Origin of the sequence: Horticoccus luteus (assembly GCF_019464535.1) — a bacterium.
GTDB classification, from domain to species: Bacteria; Verrucomicrobiota; Verrucomicrobiia; order Opitutales; family Opitutaceae; genus Horticoccus; species Horticoccus luteus.
On record NZ_CP080507.1, the window covers coordinates 3470613 to 3488296 of the forward strand.

Consider the following 17684-nt stretch of genomic DNA (forward strand, 5'->3'; position numbering starts at 1 on the left):
AATATCACGCATCTATCGAGGCTCGTGGAACGGACTCACAGGTGGGCCGTGCGCTCCGCGCGCGGCTCGGGCGCAATGTCACTCGACAAATCACCGCGCGCGCAGCGCACGGTCCACCCAGCGCGGCGTAAGTTTAATATGCGAACCTGAACAGAACCCGTCTGCCTCCTCCGAACTCTAGGTCAAAAAGATCATGCTCCAGCTCACTCCCGCCCCGACCACGCCGCGCGCTCCGCATGGACAAATTCCTCCCTCCGTCGCATCTTTCCTGCATGCGTTCCGCCCCCGCCGAGCCCACCGCGTCCACGCCTGATCCCAGCCTCTCCGCCCTCCTCACCCGCTGGGCCAACCTCAACTCCGGCAGCGACCACCTCGGTGGCCTCGACCACATGTGCGCCGCGCTCGCCGAAACGTTCGCCACGCTGCCCGCCGCCAAAATCCAAACACTTCCGCTCACCGGCACTCCCGCCCAAGCCCTCCGCATCACCTGCCGCCCCGACGCCCCGCGCCAGGTGCTCCTCAGCGGCCACTACGACACCGTTTACGGCGCCGATCATCCGTTTCAACGCTGCGAACGCCTCGACGCCGACACCCTGCGCGGTCCCGGTGTCGCCGATATGAAGGGCGGCCTCGTCGTTCTCTTCGCCGCGCTCCGCGCCTTCGAGCAATCGCCCGCCGCCGCGCAACTCGGCTGGGATGTCGTCCTCACGCCCGACGAGGAAATCGGCTCGCCAGGCACTGCGCCTCTCCTAGCCACCATCGCGCAACATCACCGGCTCGCGCTCGTCTTCGAACCTGCCCGCCCCAACGGCGATCTCGTCCGCGCCCGCATGGGCACCGGCGTTTTCGCCCTCTCGGTCCACGGCCGCGCCGCCCACGCCGGACGCGATCTCACCGCCGGCCGCAACGCCATCATCGCCCTCGCCGAGGTGCTCCCGCAAATCGACGCCCTCAATCGCGAACTCCCCGGCGTCATGCTCAACGTCGGCTCCATCCGCGGCGGCGGTCCCGTTAACATCGTCCCCGATTTCGCCCACGCCGAAGTCAATATTCGCATCGCCCGCGCCACCGACGAAGACCGCGTCCTCGCGCGCCTCCGTGAACTGCTCGCGCCCATCAACGCCCGCGAAGGCTACCGCCTCGAAATCAGCGGCTGCTTCAACCGCCCGCCCAAAGAGGTCACCGCCACCGAGGAAAAACTCTTCGCCGCCTGGCAAACCTGTGCCCGCGAACACGGCGTCGCCCTCGGCTGGCAGGACGTCGGCGGCGGCTCCGACGGCAACCTCTTCGCCGCCGCCGGTCTCGCCTGCCTCGACGGACTCGGCCCGGTCGGCGACGATCTGCACAGCCCGCGCGAATCCATCCGCCTCTCCTCACTCGACGAACGCGCCGCCATCGCCGCGCGTTTCCTCGCCCGCCTTGCCACCGGCGAAATCCCTCTCCCCGCCCGCCAGCAATAACCGCCCCCGCCGGTTGTAACTTATCAGGCTGTTTTTCCACCGCGCTCTCCCCGTCCCGCAATCTGCTTCGCACGCCCCCATTCACGTCACCCGCCTTTCCTTCGCCCGGCTTGCGCTGCCTCCGCCGCTCGCTTCCTTCAATCAATGCGCTCCCGCCCCTGGTTCGCTCTCGTCCTCTTTCTCGTCTCTGCGTTTGGCGCGAGCGGCATCGGCGCCGCCGCCACCGCGCACAGCGTTCACACCTGGTATCCCGCGCTCGCGAAGCCTGCCTGGAATCCACCTGCCGCCGTTTTCGCTCCCGTTTGGACCGCTCTCTACATCTTGATGGCCTTCGCCGCGTGGCGCGCCTGGCGGGCCGCGGCCTCTCCCGTGTCGGCGCGCGCGATCGTCTCGCTCTACGCCTTCCAACTCGTGCTCAACGCGCTCTGGTCCGTGCTCTTCTTCGGCCTTCGTCACCCGGGCCTCGCTTTGATTGAGATCATCCTTTTCTGGATTCTGCTGCTCGCGCTCCAATTCCGTCTCTGGCGCCTCGACCGCCTCGCCGGGATCCTCTGGCTGCCCTACCTCGCCTGGGTCACCTTCGCCATTTCGCTCAACGCCGGCATCTACCGGCTCAACCGCTGACGCCGTTCACGCGGGCCAATGCCCGCGCCCGCGGCTCCGTCAGCTCCGCGCCGCGCCTACGCCCACGTCGCCGCCAGCGTGTGCCACACGGCGAAGTAGTGACACGCGCTTCCGCCGAGCACGAACACATGCCACACCGCATGATGATACGGCTGCCGCTTGCTCAGATAAAACGCCGCGCCGCCCGTGTAACTCACCCCGCCGCCCACGAGCAGCCCGAACGACACCCCGTCCATCGCCGCGAGCAACGGCTTGATCGCGATCAACACCATCCAGCCCATGAGCACGTAGATCACGGTCGACGCCACTTGAAACCGGCCCGTGAACCAAAACTTCAGGCCCACGCCCACCGCCGCGAGTCCCCACGCCACGCCGAACAAACTCCAGCCCCACGCTCCGCGCAACGTGACCAACGCAAACGGCGTATACGTCCCCGCGATCAACAGGAAAATCGCCGCATGATCGCACTTGCGCAGCAGCCGTTTCGTCGCCGGGTCGCGCGCGATGGTAGAGCGTCGACGCGCCGTAAAGCAGCACCAGCGTCACCCCAAAGACCGCCGTGCTCGCCACCTGCCACGCGTCACCCCGCCAGGCGCACCACGTGACGATCGCCACCAGCCCCGCGATGCTCAACACGCTGCCCGCGCCGTGCGTGATCACGTTGGCCCACTCCTCACGCGGCGAATACGTCCTCGGGCTGGCGCTCATTCCGCAGAGTGCGTGCGCCGGCTTTTCTGGCAACTGCGTCCGCCCCTTCCCCGGCACGGAACGTCCGGCCGGCCGCCCGGACGATGACCGCAACCCCGCGCCCGCGTCCCGCGGTCGCCCGGGTTTTCCCTCATGTCCGACTCCCACGAAATTATTTCTTTGGAAAAGCAGTTCTGGACCGCCCCCGCCGCCTTCTTCGAGCAACACCTTGCCGCCGCCGTGCTGATGGTTTTTCCACCGCCAATCGGTCCGCAAACCCGCGCCCAAGCCATCGCCAGCCTCGCCGCCGCTCCGCGCTGGGCGCAGGTCGACCTCGCGCACCGGGTGGTCACCGAACTCTCGCCCGTCGCCTGCGCGCTCAGCTATCACGCCGCAGCAAAACGCGCCGATGCGGCGCCTGCCTACACCGCGCTCGTCGGCAGCGTCTACCTCCGCGAAGGCGAAACTTGGAAGCTCGCCTTTCACCAGCAGACGCCCACGAACGCCCCGCCCGCGACCGTCACATAGTCGCAGCGGCTTTCACGACTCGCACTTATCGAGGCTCGCGTAACGGACTCACAGGTGGGCCGTGCGCTTCGCGTGCGGCTCGGGCGCAACATCGCTCGGTCAACGACCGCGCGCGGAGCAGACCGCCCACGCGCGCTGCGCCAGTAAAATATGCGAGCCTCAATGCGCCGTCGACCCACCGCTCCGGCCAACGATGCATGCGGAATTGCCCTCCCACCCTCGATCGGCCAGTTTTTCGCATGCGCTGCCTCCCCCTCCGCCTCGCCGCTGTCGCCATTACCTGCGTTGCCGTCCTCGCCCACGCTCAACCGCCGGCGTCCAACGACCCGCCTGCGCCCCTTCTTCCCACGATCGAAAAAGCCGCGCAGGGACTCCCTGCCGGCGGCTTCGTGCTCGCGGAAGTGGATCACCAGCACGTCACCTTCGCCGCAGCTGGCAACCCCGCGCCTCATGCTGATGTCGCACCCGGGAAAGTCGTTTTTGAGATCGGCTCCATCACGAAGGTTTTCACCGCCCTGCTCCTCGCGGAAGCCGTCAACGAACATCGCGCCGCCCTCACGGACCCCATCGCCAAATTCCTCCCCTCTGACCTGAAACTCGCGCCCGCCACCGCTGCGATCACGCTCGAGCAACTCGCCACGCACACCTCCGGCCTGCCTTCGCTTCCGACTAATTTTCAGCCCGCCGATCCGCTGGATCCCTATGCGGATTACTCGGTGGAAAAACTCTACGATTTTCTGCGCACGTGGCAGCCCGACCATCCCGCGCCGCAACCGGCCGACTATTCCAACCTCGGCTTCGGCCTGCTCGGCCACCTGCTTGAGCGCATCTACGCGCAACCCTACGCCAAGCTGATTCACGATCGCATCACCTCGCCCCTCGGCCTTTCCGACACGGTCATCGCACTCGACCCCGGGCAGACCGCGCGGTTCGCGCTTCCGCACTCCGGCGGCGAAGCCGTGAAACCTTGGCGCCTCGACGCCCTCGCCGGCGCCGGTGCGTTGCGCTCCACCGCCGCCGACCTCGCGAAATTCGCCCAAGCGTTGCTCACCCCCGCCGACACGCCGCTCTACGCCGCATGGAAACTCATTCGCGAACCCCGCGTGCCCTTCGGCACTCGCGGCTCGCACCTGGGCCTCGCCATCATGATCGCCACGCGCAACGGAGAAACCGTTTACAATCACAGCGGCGGCACCGGCGGCTTCCGCAGCTACCTTGAACTCGTGCCTGCCACCGGCCGCGCCACCGTGCTCTGGTTGAACAACGACACCCTGGAGCCCGCTTTGCTCGTCGCCCAAGTGCGCCGCCCGCCCGCTCCCGCCCCCACGCCCGTCGCGTCCTCCACGCCGCCACCGACACTCACGACCGCCGAACTGGCCACGTTCACGGGCGTCTACGTCATCGACAACCGCGCCCGCTTCACCGCCGTGCTTGGACCCGAACAGCAACTCGAGCTGCGGCTGACCGGCCAGCCGTTTATCCCCGTGCATGCGATCGCCCCTGATCGCTTTGCCGCGAGCGTTGTCGCTGCTAAATTCGAATTCACGCGTGACCACGCCGGGCACATCGACGGCGTCATCCTTCACCAAAACGGCCACACGGTCCCCGCCCGCCGCACCGACGAACCCGCCCCGCATGTCATCTTTTTATCGCCCGACAAACCTGGCGAATACCTCGGTCATTACCAACTCACGTCCGCCGCCGTGTTCGACGTCACCACGCGCGCCGGCCATCTCTTCGTGAAACTCACCGGCCAGCCAGCGTTTCCTGTCTTCTGCACTGCGCCCGACGAATTTGTCTACGACGTCGTTCCCGCCGCGCTCACCTTCGAGCGCGACGCCAACGGCTCCGTCACCGCCGTCGTCCTCCACCAAAACGGCCGCGACCAACGCGCGCCCCGCGTGAAAGACTGAGCGCAGCTCGCCGCGCGTTCGCCGACCAAGTTTCGTGGTCCGAACTGTGGGCCGGGCGCCCTCACCCCGCGCCCCCACGTGCCGGCCATGCCTGACGCCCGCCCACGCGCACTCCGCTCCGCCTCCTCACGACGGCGCGAACGTATAATACCCGTCCGGCGTCGGCCGGTGGTCTTCCTCCCACCAACGCCGCACCACCCACGCCTGCACCCGCGCCTCGACGCCTTCCGGCAAATGCGCATGCACCGCTAATTCCAGCGGCGCACCCTCCGACAGCGGCGCGAGCCTCACCTTGTAAACCACCCAAGAGCATCCGTAGCTCTGCGTGTTGCCGTGCTGCCGGCCATCCGGCACCGGCGTCGCGATGAGTTTCCGTCCACCCACGCTCATCATCACCTGCACAATCTGCACGACCGTCGGCGCGTAACGCCACTCCGCCGCGCCCTGCCGCAGTTGCACGACGACCGCGAGAATCGGCGTTCCATCCTCCTCCTCCAACGCCGGCAGCATCGCCGAAAAGCCATAGGATTTCCGTCGCAGTTGCTTCGCCTCAAACGCCGCCGCATCCGCAAACACCGCGCCCAGCCGCGCCGCCGGTTCACCTTCCCGCAACGCCACCGCCTGGCCCAGTCGCGCCGCCGCCGCCGCGCTCAACTCCCGCTCGGCCCAGCCCGTGCCCGCCCGTCGGGCGGACGTCACTTCGAGCAGCAGCGTCTCGAACGGTCGTAACCGCAACTCGACGACATCGCCCCGCCGAAACCTTTCCCCGTCAGTCCGCGCCAACCGCTGCCGCTCCGGAAAATGCGCGATCACGCTCACCGGGTCATCGTCGTTCGCGTCGAGGCCCAAACTCCCATCGAGTCGCAGCCGCAGCGGACGCGACGCAAAATGCGCATTGTGCACAAATACCAGCGCGCGTTCCCCGTCGCCATACGCGTAACCGTAAACGTCGTTGTGAAACGGGTCGCCGCCCACCAGCCGCCGCGTCCGAAAAAGCGCCGCGTTGTCCCGCGCGAATTTCTCCACCCACGCGAGAAACTGCACGTCCTCCTCCGTGAGCCGCGAAAGGTTGCCCCACAGATTCGGGAACAACCGCGAGCCGCGCCCGAGATCCATCACCAGCGATTCCCGCCAGCGCTCCAGCCCCATGAAGTTTCCCCAACGCGTGTCCGAGAGCCACACGCCCAGGCTGTCCTTCAAACGCGGCGGCACCGTCGTCGCGTGATGCGCGTTCTGGTCCTGCGCCAGCGTCACCGAATCGCGATAATATAGCGTCGGCACCGGGCTGGTGCCCGAGCCTTCCATGAAAAGTCCGGATTCAAAAATCGCGTCGCCATGCAGCGCCCAAAACGGTGACCGCAGCCCCCAATACCACATCACAAACACGTCCGGCGCGATCGTCCGCGCGCTGTTCGCGATGTCGATCAGCCTCTCATACATCGCCTCCGTCGCGTATTTTCCCGGCAGATGACCGTGCGTCGGATCGTCGCACTGATAACCGCCGCCATCGAACTTCAAAAACCGCACCCCGTTCTCCCGCACGTGATGCAGCACTGCGTTCTTCAGAATCGTATAATAGTTCTCCTCGCCGAGACAAAACACGACACCGTCCGCGCCGAGCGGATAACCTTCGCGCCAGCGTTGCACCGGCGGAATCCCATTCGCAAACGCCCCCGGATGATCCCAGCACGCCTGCAAACCCCAGCCCACCGCGAACCACAGCCCGAACTTCATCTTCAGTTCGCGCACCCGCTGCACGATCTTATCCGGTCCGTTCGGATAGGCACCGGGACGAAATTGCGTCAGGTCCGAGGCAAAATCCACCCACCCCGTGTCCAACGTGAAATAGTCGAACGCCACCTCTTCCTCCCGCAACGTCCCGACCAGATCGAGCACTTCCAGCGTCTGCTCGTCGTCGAGCGTCGGCGCCGCGCCCCACTGGTTGTTGATGCCAAACGGCGTGTAAGTGGACACAAACGCCGGCCGCTTCAGACTGCGCGTCTCTACGTAACGCAGAAAATGCGGATTCGCCTCCCCCGCCGCCGCCCCGCTCACCAGCGCCACCTGGCTGCGCCACGTCTCGCCCGCGCGCAATCGTCGACCGGGAAAGTGCGCCAGCCGCACGCGTCCGCGTTCGCCCGTGTTTTCTCCCGCCGGATGTTCGATCGCCGCAAAAACCTCATCCTCGATGAACACCGGTTGGCCCGCGCCACCGCCCGTCGTCGTCGCGCCGCACAGAAAATCGTCCAGCTCCACGTCGAGCAGCAGCAGCTCGGCGCGGCCGCGATTCGTCACCTCGATCCACTTGCGCCGCGTGGCCCCGTCCAACTCCACGTGCATCTGCACCGTGAGTTTCGGCGCGCTCGCTTGCAGCTCGAACGTCACCTTGCCCACGTCCGCGAGCCGCACGCCCTTCACCGCAAACTCCGTCACCCGCGCCAGCGGTTCCGCCACGCGATCCGTCGCCCCGGAAAACACGAGGCCCAGCTCCTGCACCCGCGACAACGGATAACGCAGCCCGCTCAACCGGTTCGCAAACGACCGGCTGCTCAGCCGCCCGTCCGTCCACTCGAAACGCCACGTCAGCTCGTCCGACGTGAGCGTCAGCTCGCGTTTCGGACGGCCGCCGACCCTCGGTCGACTTTCGCTCATGACGCGCCTTCCAGCACCACCACCCAGTCGTGGTCGCAATCCGCCGGCGGTTCAAAACGCAACTCGCCGCTCGCATCCGCCCGCACCGAAACCGCTTCCCCGAACGCGCCCGTCACCGGATCGAAATTACGCGCGCTCCACGCCGCGTGGGCGCCGAGTTGATGCACGACGATCGCCGTGGCGAGCGGCGCGTAGACGATTCGCACCGCGCCCGGAATACCCGCCGCCTGGGGACCGAAATACGTCGCATCCGGCGCACTCAACGCGCCCCGCGGACCTTCGCCGTGCCGCCACAACGTCTCCGCTTTCGCCCAGCCACCTTCCTCAAACTCAGCCTTTGTCCAGCCGTCCGCCTCGGCATCGCTCCACCGCCACGTCGCATCCGTCGCCACGCGTTGGACGCTGCCATCGTCGAGTCGCAGTTCCAACACCGCGAGAAATCCCGCCGGCTCTTTCGTCGCCGGCCGGTGTTCGACCCAGATCGTCAGCACATTGCTGCCTGCGTGCACGAAGCCCGCCAAGCCATCGAGCTGCGAACCGGTGACCCAATTCCATCCCGTGCCGGCCATCGCGCCATTGACCCGCGCTTCGATATGATTCGCGCCCGCCAGCCGCAGCCGCGCGCGCACCACGCGTCGACCCACCGGCGCGTCGAACGTCCTTCGAAAATAGCGCCGGTAAAACGGCGCGTCGGCCGGCACCGCGTCGCGCGAACTCCAGATCCATTGCGCGTCATCGAAAGCGAGCCACGGATCGCCGGCGAAACTCGCCCACTCCGGATGCGGCCGGAAACGCGCCCACTCGAACCGCTCGAATAGACGCTTCCCCAGCGCCACTTGCGCCGACCCCGCGAAGTTCATCGCCTCATCCCATGGCGTCGTGCCGTAGTCTCCGCCGTGCGGTGACGCCCCGTGCGACCGCCCGCTGCGGTTCACTTGCCAGATGCCGTTCGCACCATACGTGTGCCCGGCCGCGCCATTGAGCACGCACGACCAGAACATTCGCCGTGGCCACGCCGTGACAATCGTGCCGTTCAACATCTCGTAACACGGTTCGCCATCAATGATCGGCATCCGCGGCGCGGCGGCGTAGCTCTCGCGCACCGTGCGAATCGCCGGCTCGACCGCTTCGTTCAACGCGTGCGGCGTCTGCAACAAATCGAAATCGAGCAACGCCGCGTCGTCCGTCGCGTTGCGCGCCGTGTACTTGTCGATCGCCGTCGGATGAATCGTCAACGGCCGCCGCCACGGATCGGTGTCGCGAATGTAGCGCAGGATTTCCGTCCAGCCCTGCACCTGCCCGCGATCGTCGAAGGGAAATTTCGGATGCAGATACCACGGCAGATTCGCCTCGCCCGCGGCGCACCACACCATCGGCCATGCGCCGTAGCGCGCGATCACGTTGCGCCAGTGCGTTTTGATTTTAGCCACGCCCATCCACGGCATGAAATAACCCCACAAGCCGACGAGACACGGCGTGATCCCGCTCGCCACCAGATGCGCCAGCTTGCGGTCCGCCGCCTCGAAATACTCCGGCCGCAGCCGCGCGTAGTCCGGCTCCCACGGATAACCCGCTTCGTTCGCACCGCGCGGATCGAAGGCCGGCATGTCCGGATAAAGTCCACCGACGATCTGCACCACGTTGAACCCCTTCTCCTTCCGGTCCGCCGCCAGCCGTTGAAAGTCCTGCGGCCATTCGAGGCGGTGGCACAGCCCCATCCACCACGTATCGCCGAGCCAGAAAAACGGCGTGCCGTCCGCGTGTTCGAAGTGCCGCTTGTCCGCCGCCACGCGCACGGGCCCGTGCCGCAGCAAGGCGTTGTCTCCCGTGTAAGGCGTGATCTCGACCGTCCCGGTCAACGCCGCCAGCTCGCGTTCGTCCGCGCGCGAAGATTCCACGCGAAACCCGTGCGTCCCCACTTGGCTCGAAGCGTAACGCACCCGCCAGTTTTGGCCGCCCGCCCAAAACGCCGGCACGCGCAATTCGCGCCCATCCGGCTCGACGAACACCGCGTCGATGAGCAGCTCCTCCGGCGGGTTCGCGTAGGTGCCGCGCGTCGTCAACGCGAGTTCAACGGCAACATTCGTTTCAGTGCGCAGCGAGGGGGATGAACGCGACATGGGGGAGCCAACGAGGAAGACCCACACCCTAGCCTCCCGGCGCGTGCAGAGCCATCCAGACTTTGAGCAGACAGTTTAGCTTTTTGAGCAACGCCGTCCCGCGCGCGCGTCCTCCTGAACGCCGCGCTCCGACACCCCGTCGCGGCCCGCCGTGCAACCCGTGTTTTTATTCGTTCACCCTTCCACGAGCCACCGCCGGAAGCGCTTGATCTCCGACAGCGTGCCGAGCACCAGCACACTGTCTCCTTCGAGTAAACGCTCGTCGCCGCCAGGATTCAAAATCTGCTGCCCCGGCCGCTGAATGCCCACCACCCGCACCCCCGTGTGCATCGCCACACCAGATGCCGCGAGCGTCTGGCCCGCGTGCGGCCCGGCGGGCACGCGACACGTCTCCAGCACGCTGCCGCCAAACTCCTCCGCCTCACCATGGCGGCGTTGTTCGCTCTCCAAAAATTTTTGCGCCGCCCGGTTCTGTTCCGTCGCCCCCAGCAACAGCAACTTGTCGCCCGGATACAGCGCGACATCGGGCGAAGGCGACGACACCACGTAGCCGTTGCGCTCCACCTCCACGACCGAAGCGCCGAAGCGGGCCGGAATGGCGAGCTCCCGCAACGCCTTCCCCGCATACGAAGCGGCATCCGGCACCACGCATTCCCCGAGGTGCAACTGCCACGCCTCCAGATTTTCGCCCAACGTGATCCGCGCCTGCTCGCGCGAGTTCGTCGCATCCGCCAGCACTTGCTGCAACGAATTCTGCCACGTGCTGTGCCAGTAGATCAGTCGCTGCGAAAAAACGGCGACCACCAGCGCCGCCGCCGCCGCGAGCACCGCCCAGCCCCAGCCTGGCAGTTCTTCCAGCGGCACAATCGCATACAACCAATACGCCAGCCCCACCGCCCCCACCGCCTTGATCGTCCGCTCCACCAGCGGTGCCGGCAAATGCCCCCGGCCCACGGATTCTCCCGCGATCATCGCCACCGTCGCCAGATTGCGCCAGATCGCCACGAGCGGCACCAGCACGAGCACCGTGACCAACGCCCAGAAACCATACGTCACCACGTTCTCGTGCTGCCACGAGGCGAGAAACATGTCCTCCGCCGAGGCCAGCACCGGGCTCGAAAAAATCAGCACGCCCGTCACGAACAACCCCTCGATCGCCATCTGCCCGAGCCGCCCGCGCACCAGCTTCCACGCCAGCGGCGGCGCCGGCCGCTCCTGCATTTGCTGCATCCAGCGATGATACGCGTCCATCGCCCGCAACAACCACCCCGGCTCCACGCGTTCCGCGAACCGGATGATGGCATCCCGATGGCGGTTCATCACCGGCATCGCAAACACCGTCAAAATCGAGGCGCCCACCGCCACCGAATAAAACTCCGCCGGCAGCAACGCCGCCGCTACCCCCACCTGCGCGATGATGAACGAAAACTCGCCCAGCGGCGTGAGCAGCAACCCCGCCCGGTGCGCCTCCCGCGGCGGCGTGCCCACGATGATCAGTGCCAGCCCCGTCGCGATCGGCCGCGCCACCAACGCGAATGCCGCCAGCCCCAGCACCCACGGCCACGCCGACAACACCAGCCGCGGATCGATCATCATGCCAATCGACACGAAAAACACGCTGCTAAACACGTCGCGCAATCCGCCAAACGCCCGCTCGACTCCGCTCTTCTGCGGCATCTCCGCCACGATCGCCCCAAACAAAAACGCCCCCAGCGCGATCGAATAACCCGCCTTCACCGCCGCCAGCGCGAGCAGGAACAGCACGCCCGCCACCACGATCGTCTGCAACTCCGGATCCGCCCGCGCCTCCAGCCGACGCATCAACCGCGGCACCAGCAACAGCCCGCCGCCAATCAACAACACCACAAACGCGCTCAGCCCTCCGAGCAGCGACCCCATCCCTTCGCCCGTCCCCCGCGGCACCTGGCTTCCCAACACCGTCAACATCACCACCGCCACCACGTCTTCCAACACCGTGATCCCGAGCGCGAGCTGCGACGACCGCTCGTGCGCGAGATTCAGCTCGCTCACGATCTTCGCGATCACCGCCGAACTGGACACCATCAACATCGCCGCCACGAACAGCGTTTGCGCCGCCGGCCAGTGCACCGCGAGCCCGAGCAACCGCGTCAAGTTCAACACGAAAAACGCCCCCAGCGCCGTGCCCACGATCGTCGTCACGCCGAGTCGTCCGAATTTCGTGAGGCTCAATCCCAGCCCGATGGAAAACATCAGAAACACGAGGCCCACCTGCGACAGCGCCATGATCCGCCCCTCGTCCACGATCATGGAAAACGGCGGCGTGTGCGGCCCGATGATGACGCCCGCGAGCAAGTAGCCCACAATCACCGACAGCCCGATGCGTTTGCACAACACACCCGCGACTCCCGCGGCGAGCAGGAGCGTCGCAAAATCCTGGATGAGGTCGACCCCTTGCATGCGCTCGCGCTACTCTCCCGCCCTCCGTTCCCACGCCAAGACCAATTTTCCCGCCGCCGCCCTCCGCGGCGCGCCCCGCCCAAGCGCCCGACTTCGCGCGGCCCTCACGGATTCCGGTCAATCGGGTCGCCCGGCTCCTCGTAACGCGTCTGGTAAGTTTTATTGCCCGCCGCGAGCTTCAGAAACTTGTCCAGCGGCACCACGTCCACCGGCTCACTCAAACGCCCCAGAATCGCCGCCACTTTCTCCACCGAATTCCGCTCCCGCACGTGCATCAGCAGGAAATACGGCCGCTGCGGATTGAGCTGGATCATCTCCTCCAAATCCGCCGCCGCGTCCGCGATCGGCCGTCGCACATCGAGGTAGTAGTCGTAGCTGATCAGCGGCTTCCCGTCGCGCAAATCAAACGTCCGCGCCGTCCCGTAACCGTTGATGAAACCGATGACGTGCGGAAACTCGTGATAGTAGCGATCGACGAGTTCCTTCGGCAGGTCCGTGTTGCCCACGTGCCGGTTGCCTTCCGAGTAGTCCATGATCTCGAGCACGTGCAGATCCAGCAGCTTCATCAAATCTCGCGCATCCTTCATCAACGCCGGAAACTTGGCCGGCGGAATCGATTTCGGATACATGTAACCCGGGCCGCTGAGCCCGCCGATGAAGTAGTCGTTCGGCGTCTTGTCCTCGTAGAAAAACTGCAGCGCCGGCGGATTCATCCACGACCAGTTCATCAACACCTGCCACGCATACGGAATCTTCCCGCGCCCCGGCTGCGTCCACGCGCCGATGCCCATCGAATCCGTCGCCACCGCCGCAATGTAAACCTTCTTCTCCGGCGTCAGTTTCGCATCGAGCGCCACCGACTGGTTGTTCGTGTAATGAAAATCCGGCGTCAGCGGAATCTGACACGTGAACGACACGTTCGGCAGGTTGTGCAGCCCCTCCATCTTCAACCCGAAATTGCCCACGAGCGTCGTATGCTGCCCTTCCGTGTCTTTTCCGTAAGAATGCCAGCCCAGCACGATGCTCGCCGGATGCTGCCCGCCGAGAATCTTCTTCTCCAGCGCCAGCTCCTGCGGGTGTTTCGGATTCGCCGACAAATCCGTGAAAAACGCCCGCTGCATCACCCCGAAATCCGCGATGCCCGGCTGCATCTCATCCCCCGCCGGCCCGCCGAGCAGCACGTAGTAATCCCGCGAACACTTCGTCCAGTAATGATCATACGCCCACTGATAAATCGCGTGATCCGGCTGCCCCGTGAAGCGGCCGCGCAAATCGGCGATTTTCTTCAACCCGTGCTTTTCCACGAGCGGAATGAGGTCCTCGTTCACGACGACCGCGTCCTCCACGCCGGAAATCGTGAACGCCACGATCAGCGACGAACGCACGCTCTTGTCCCACACCACATAGCCCTTCGCATAACGCGCGAACTTCGTCAGCGCCGCGTCCGCATCGTCCTCCGCCAGCCGGTCAAACTTCACGCCGTGCCGCCGCTCGAGAAACCCGATCAGCGGACGCACGATCTCCCACTGCCAGTCCTTTGGATATTCGAGATAGATCCGCGGGTAATCGCGATTCGCGAGCCCCTGCAACGACAGGAGCAACGCGTGCACCGGCACGTCGCCGTCCATCCGCCAGTCGTGAGACAGCGGAATCAACGTCGCCTCCGCCGGCGCCTTGTCCACGCGATGCGGAATCGGCTGCGCGTGCGCCACCGACCACGCCGCGAACGGCACGGCGAACATCAAACCTAAGGTGAAAATTTTGGGGAATTTCATGAGCGCTGCGCGTAAGGTTGAGCGGGTTTATTCCGCGTTCTCGCCGTCGACCGCGGTCCCGATCGACTTGTCGCCCGGCCGCTTGAAGACATACACCAACGGCTGGTTGCGCGTGCTGCGCAATTCAATGACCGTGAGTTGGGTGCCGCTGGCCGAGAGCCGGTAGTCCGTGATCACGTTGACCGGGTGCGGCCCCTGTTGCGTGTCGAGAACGAAGTCCGCCGTCGTCCGCAAAATCCGCCCGCCCTCCAGCAACTGCACCCGCACCTTCTTCGTGTGGTCGCCGCCGCTGTAGGCGCCGAGATGCCGGTTCGCACTCCACCACGGCAAGGGCACCACGTTCACGTCCTTCGCGAGATCGAGCGCCGTCACTTCGTCGTAGGACCTCCGGCCCGCCGCGAGATGCCGCGTCAACGTCACCTTCCCGCCGTCGACCGCGATCGTCAGATCCATCGTCTGCCACGCCGCGAGATCGACACTCGCCGCCGGGTCCATTCGCCACGTGCCCGCCATGCGCGCGAGCTGAGGGTTTCCGTTCGCTGCTTCCGCCGTCGCAGCGACGGATAGCAGAGCCGCCCAAAACAAAATGACGCGATACATGCCCGCACAAAGTGCCCACCCACTTCGCGTCTCAAATTGAATATTTCTGAAAGATTCCTTTCCGGACGTGAGGCCGCCGACGCTCCCGAGCGCCACCCGCTGAGGTCCAAAAACGAAGCAGCCGGGGACGATTGCCCCGGCCGCTTGCGCGCAGAACAAGTGCCCGGCGACTTACGCCTTGCCGGCCTCTTCGTTGCTCACCGGCTTGAACGCCGGCCGCCCATACCGCTGTTTCGGCGGCGTGCCATACGGGTTGTGTTTAAACTCGTCCACCCCGCGGCACATGTAGGCTTTGAAATTCGGATTCACCGACAAATCGTTTTTCACGTTCGTCCCGGAATAACGGAGAGTCAGTCCCGCACGCCGCCGATCCGACGGGTTCGCCTGCGAGCCGTGGATGGCGCGATCGTCGTGCAGCGAGCACTCGCCCGCCTTCAGGCGAAACTGCACCGCGGAGTCCGCCTTGAAATCCGTGCCGTCGGCCAGTTCGAGCGTGAGCACCGAGGAGGTTTGTTCGGAACGCCGATGCTTGATCACGCCGCCGCGATGCGAGCCGGGGATGAGCTTCATCCCACCGTTGACCTCGTCGACGTCATCAAACGCCAGCCACACCGTCACCGAATTGTTCGGCGCCATCGGCCAGTAGTAAGAATCCTGATGCCAGCCGACGGTCGACATGCTGTGCGGCTCCTTGATGAAGAAGTTGCTCGCCCACAGATAGAAATTCGGCCCGAGAATTCCTTCCACCAGATCGAGAATCTTGGGGTTCATTCCGATCTCGTAGAGATAGGTGCTCGTCTCGTGCCATTCACGAATGTCTTTCGTCGTCTCGCCCGGTTCGAGTAACGCGAGCAAGTGCGGCAACTCCGCGTTGATGCGCGCCATTTCCTCGCGCGTGTAGATCGGCGGCAGACCGAGCAGGTAGCCGTTTTCATGATAGAAACGCTTCTGCTCTGCGGTGAGCTGGTAGGGATTGGATTGGGTGGCGGTGGACATAAAGAAAAAGTGTTGGGTGTAACGGGGGGCGCAACCGGGCGGATCAATTCCGCGCCGCCGGCTCCGGCGGAGTCCGCTCCTTGCGGCCGTAACGCTGCGTCGGCACGGGACCGTAATAGGTGTGGCCGTAGGTATCGACGCCGCGGCACAAATGCGCCGTGAACTCCGGGCTCTTGCCCACGTCGGCTTTCACGTTCGTGCCCGAGTAACGGATCGTCAGACCCGCGCGCCGCCGGTCCGACGGATTCGCCTGCGAACCATGGATCGCGCGGTCATCGTGCAGGGAAATCTCCCCCGCTTTCAGCCGGAACTGCACCGCGTCATCGACGTTGAACGTGCCTTCTTCGAGTTCGAGTTTGATGACCGCCTTGTCGTCGTCTCGCTGGCGATGCTTGATAATCCCGCCGCGATGCGAGCCCGGGATGAGCTTCATCCCGCCATTGACCTCGTCCACGTCGTCAAACGCCAGCCACGCGGTCACCGTATTACACGGCGAGAGCGGCCAGTAGTAGGCGTCTTGATGCCACGGCACCGTCCCCGCGCTGTGCGCCGGTTTGATGAAAAAATGGCTGCCCCACACGTAGAAATTCGGGCCGAGAATCCCCTCCACCAGATCGAGAATCCTGGGATTCATCACGATCTCGTAAAGAAACGCGCTCTCGTGGTGCCACTCCCGCATGTCGTTCGTCGTTTCCCCCGGCCGCAGCAGGGCCAGCAGGTGAGGCAGCTCCGCATTCAGCCCCGCCATTTCTTCCGCCGTATAAATGGGCGGAAGTCCCAGCAGGTAGCCGTCGCGCAGATAAGCCTCCCGTTGCCGGTCGGTGAGCTGACGGGAAGGTGTTTGAGTGGTGGACATCGGGGGAAGAAAGCCCGCGGGTGAAATCAGCGGAAACAAGCGACCCCGACCTTATCACGCCGGCGCGAAAAGCGCGTTCAGATTATTCGTTGGAAATGTATAGATTCTTAGGCCACCGTAAAAATAACTGAACGCCAGCTCTTCCCGTGAAAGTTTATCGCGATCCCCAGATTATCAGCGGCTTTCTTTACGAACGCCCCGTCGACGAGCTCGCTGCGCTCACGCATTGCGGCGAGGCGCTTTGCTGCCGCGGCCACCATCGCTCGCTGCACAGCCACGAGGGCTTCGAATTCCTCTACCTCTCGCGCGGCGTCGCCACGTGGCGCGCCGGCGGCGAGGTCAGCACGCAGGAGATGAGCGATCTCTATGTCGCCTTCCCCGGCGAAAAGCACGGCACCGGCCCAAAGCCCAATCCCGAAAACCACCATCTCTGGGTTGGCCTCAAGCTCGACGCGCTCGGCCCCGCCGCTCGCCAGCTCGCCACGGAACTTCGCGCCCGCCGCGTGCGTCTGCTCACCAGCTGCCCCGAAGTGGAACCCGTGCTGCGCGGCCTGGTGGCGCAGGTGGTGGCGCATCACCCGCGGCGCCTCGAAGCCGTCTCGGCTTACATCCAGCTCTTTGTCACTCTCGTGAGCCAGCGGCTCGCGATCGGCCGCGAGCGCCCGCCTGCCGCGACCGCCCTGCCCTATTCCTTCCCCGTGCAACGCGCCATTGCGTTCATGGAGCAAAACCTCGACCGCCGCGTGCCGCTCCGCGACCTCGCCGCGATGGCCATGGCGCGCAGCGTCCCCCATTTCTGCGCGCAATTCCGGCGCGAAGTCGGCGTCAGCCCCGCCGCGCATCACCTGCAACTCCGGCTCGCGGCCGCCCGCCTCACCCTGCGGCAACCCGCGGCCGCCATCACTGAAACCGCACTCCGCCACGGCTTCAGTTCCTCGCAACACTTCAGCACGCTCTTCCGCCGCAGCTACGGTCTCACCCCGCGCGCGTGGCGTCACGGCAGCAAAGTCGCTCCCGCTCCCTAAGGCCGCGCA

12 protein-coding genes and 1 pseudogene are annotated in these 17684 nt (G+C 65.4%); 5 read left to right on the forward strand and 8 right to left on the reverse strand.

The window, feature by feature from the left end:
• The first annotated feature begins 272 nt into the window (after positions 1–272).
• Together K0B96_RS14115 and K0B96_RS14120 are read left to right on the forward strand one after the other, a co-directional pair.
• Positions 273–1460 carry a hydrolase gene (locus K0B96_RS14115; RefSeq protein ID WP_220161525.1) on the forward strand — a complete coding sequence of 396 codons (1188 nt, stop codon included), beginning with the start codon at positions 273–275 and terminating at the stop codon, positions 1458–1460.
• Positions 1461–1604: 144 nt separating this feature from the next.
• Positions 1605–2084, forward strand: a complete 480-nt coding sequence (locus K0B96_RS14120; RefSeq protein ID WP_220161526.1) for a TspO/MBR family protein — start codon at positions 1605–1607, stop codon at positions 2082–2084.
• Between the two features lie 56 nt (positions 2085–2140).
• Here K0B96_RS14120 and trhA read toward each other — a convergent pair.
• Positions 2141–2792 (reverse strand): annotated as a pseudogene (gene trhA / locus K0B96_RS17660) (PAQR family membrane homeostasis protein TrhA).
• A gap of 132 nt (positions 2793–2924) precedes the next feature.
• On the opposite strand from trhA, the gene K0B96_RS14130 reads away from it, so the two are divergent.
• A complete protein-coding gene (locus tag K0B96_RS14130) occupies positions 2925–3299 on the forward strand; it encodes a hypothetical protein (RefSeq protein ID WP_220161528.1) in 375 nt (124 codons plus the stop codon).
• A gap of 239 nt (positions 3300–3538) precedes the next feature.
• Entirely contained in the window at positions 3539–5212 is a 1674-nt protein-coding gene (locus K0B96_RS14135) for a serine hydrolase domain-containing protein (protein WP_220161529.1), read from the forward strand.
• Positions 5213–5338: 126 nt separating this feature from the next.
• Here K0B96_RS14135 and K0B96_RS14140 read toward each other — a convergent pair whose 3' ends face one another.
• The 7 genes from K0B96_RS14140 to K0B96_RS14170 form a co-directional block, all read right to left on the reverse strand.
• Positions 5339–7864, reverse strand: a complete 2526-nt coding sequence (locus K0B96_RS14140) for an alpha-galactosidase (RefSeq protein WP_220161530.1) — start codon at positions 7862–7864, stop codon at positions 5339–5341.
• Complete coding sequence (locus K0B96_RS14145) at positions 7861–9984, reverse strand: apiosidase-like domain-containing protein (protein ID WP_220161531.1); 2124 nt, start codon at positions 9982–9984, stop codon at positions 7861–7863. The genes K0B96_RS14140 and K0B96_RS14145 overlap by 4 nt, the downstream gene beginning before the upstream one ends.
• Before the next feature lie 174 nt (positions 9985–10158).
• Positions 10159–12423 carry a cation:proton antiporter domain-containing protein gene (locus K0B96_RS14150; RefSeq protein ID WP_220161532.1) on the reverse strand — a complete coding sequence of 755 codons (2265 nt, stop codon included), beginning with the start codon at positions 12421–12423 and terminating at the stop codon, positions 10159–10161.
• A 104-nt stretch (positions 12424–12527) separates the two neighbouring features.
• Entirely contained in the window at positions 12528–14198 is a 1671-nt protein-coding gene (locus tag K0B96_RS14155; RefSeq protein WP_255558700.1) for a GxGYxYP domain-containing protein, read from the reverse strand.
• Positions 14199–14225: 27 nt separating this feature from the next.
• Positions 14226–14798: a hypothetical protein gene (locus K0B96_RS14160; RefSeq protein WP_220161533.1), complete on the reverse strand. Its 573-nt coding sequence runs from the start codon at positions 14796–14798 to the stop codon at positions 14226–14228.
• Positions 14799–14969: 171 nt separating this feature from the next.
• Positions 14970–15794, reverse strand: coding sequence for a phytanoyl-CoA dioxygenase family protein (locus K0B96_RS14165; protein WP_220161534.1), 825 nt, complete (start codon positions 15792–15794; stop codon positions 14970–14972).
• A gap of 43 nt (positions 15795–15837) precedes the next feature.
• A complete protein-coding gene (locus tag K0B96_RS14170) occupies positions 15838–16650 on the reverse strand; it encodes a phytanoyl-CoA dioxygenase family protein (protein WP_220161535.1) in 813 nt (270 codons plus the stop codon).
• A gap of 146 nt (positions 16651–16796) precedes the next feature.
• Here K0B96_RS14170 and K0B96_RS14175 point away from each other — a divergent pair, with 146 nt between their 5' ends.
• Complete coding sequence (locus K0B96_RS14175; protein WP_220161536.1) at positions 16797–17675, forward strand: AraC family transcriptional regulator; 879 nt, start codon at positions 16797–16799, stop codon at positions 17673–17675.
• Positions 17676–17684 lie beyond the last annotated feature (9 nt).

Excerpts from the sequence above, each read along its gene's own strand:
- K0B96_RS14115 (WP_220161525.1), top strand. The coding sequence starts at position 273 with ATGCGTTCCGCCCCCGCCGAGCCCACCGCGTCCACGCCTGATCCCAGC.
- K0B96_RS14120 (WP_220161526.1), top strand. The coding sequence starts at position 1,605 with ATGCGCTCCCGCCCCTGGTTCGCTCTCGTCCTCTTTCTCGTCTCTGCG.
- K0B96_RS14130 (WP_220161528.1), top strand. The coding sequence starts at position 2,925 with ATGTCCGACTCCCACGAAATTATTTCTTTGGAAAAGCAGTTCTGGACC.
- K0B96_RS14135 (WP_220161529.1), top strand. The coding sequence starts at position 3,539 with ATGCGCTGCCTCCCCCTCCGCCTCGCCGCTGTCGCCATTACCTGCGTT.
- K0B96_RS14140 (WP_220161530.1), bottom strand. The coding sequence starts at position 7,864 with ATGAGCGAAAGTCGACCGAGGGTCGGCGGCCGTCCGAAACGCGAGCTG.
- K0B96_RS14145 (WP_220161531.1), bottom strand. The coding sequence starts at position 9,984 with ATGTCGCGTTCATCCCCCTCGCTGCGCACTGAAACGAATGTTGCCGTT.
- K0B96_RS14150 (WP_220161532.1), bottom strand. The coding sequence starts at position 12,423 with ATGCAAGGGGTCGACCTCATCCAGGATTTTGCGACGCTCCTGCTCGCC.
- K0B96_RS14155 (WP_255558700.1), bottom strand. The coding sequence starts at position 14,198 with ATGAAATTCCCCAAAATTTTCACCTTAGGTTTGATGTTCGCCGTGCCG.
- K0B96_RS14160 (WP_220161533.1), bottom strand. The coding sequence starts at position 14,798 with ATGTATCGCGTCATTTTGTTTTGGGCGGCTCTGCTATCCGTCGCTGCG.
- K0B96_RS14165 (WP_220161534.1), bottom strand. The coding sequence starts at position 15,794 with ATGTCCACCGCCACCCAATCCAATCCCTACCAGCTCACCGCAGAGCAG.
- K0B96_RS14170 (WP_220161535.1), bottom strand. The coding sequence starts at position 16,650 with ATGTCCACCACTCAAACACCTTCCCGTCAGCTCACCGACCGGCAACGG.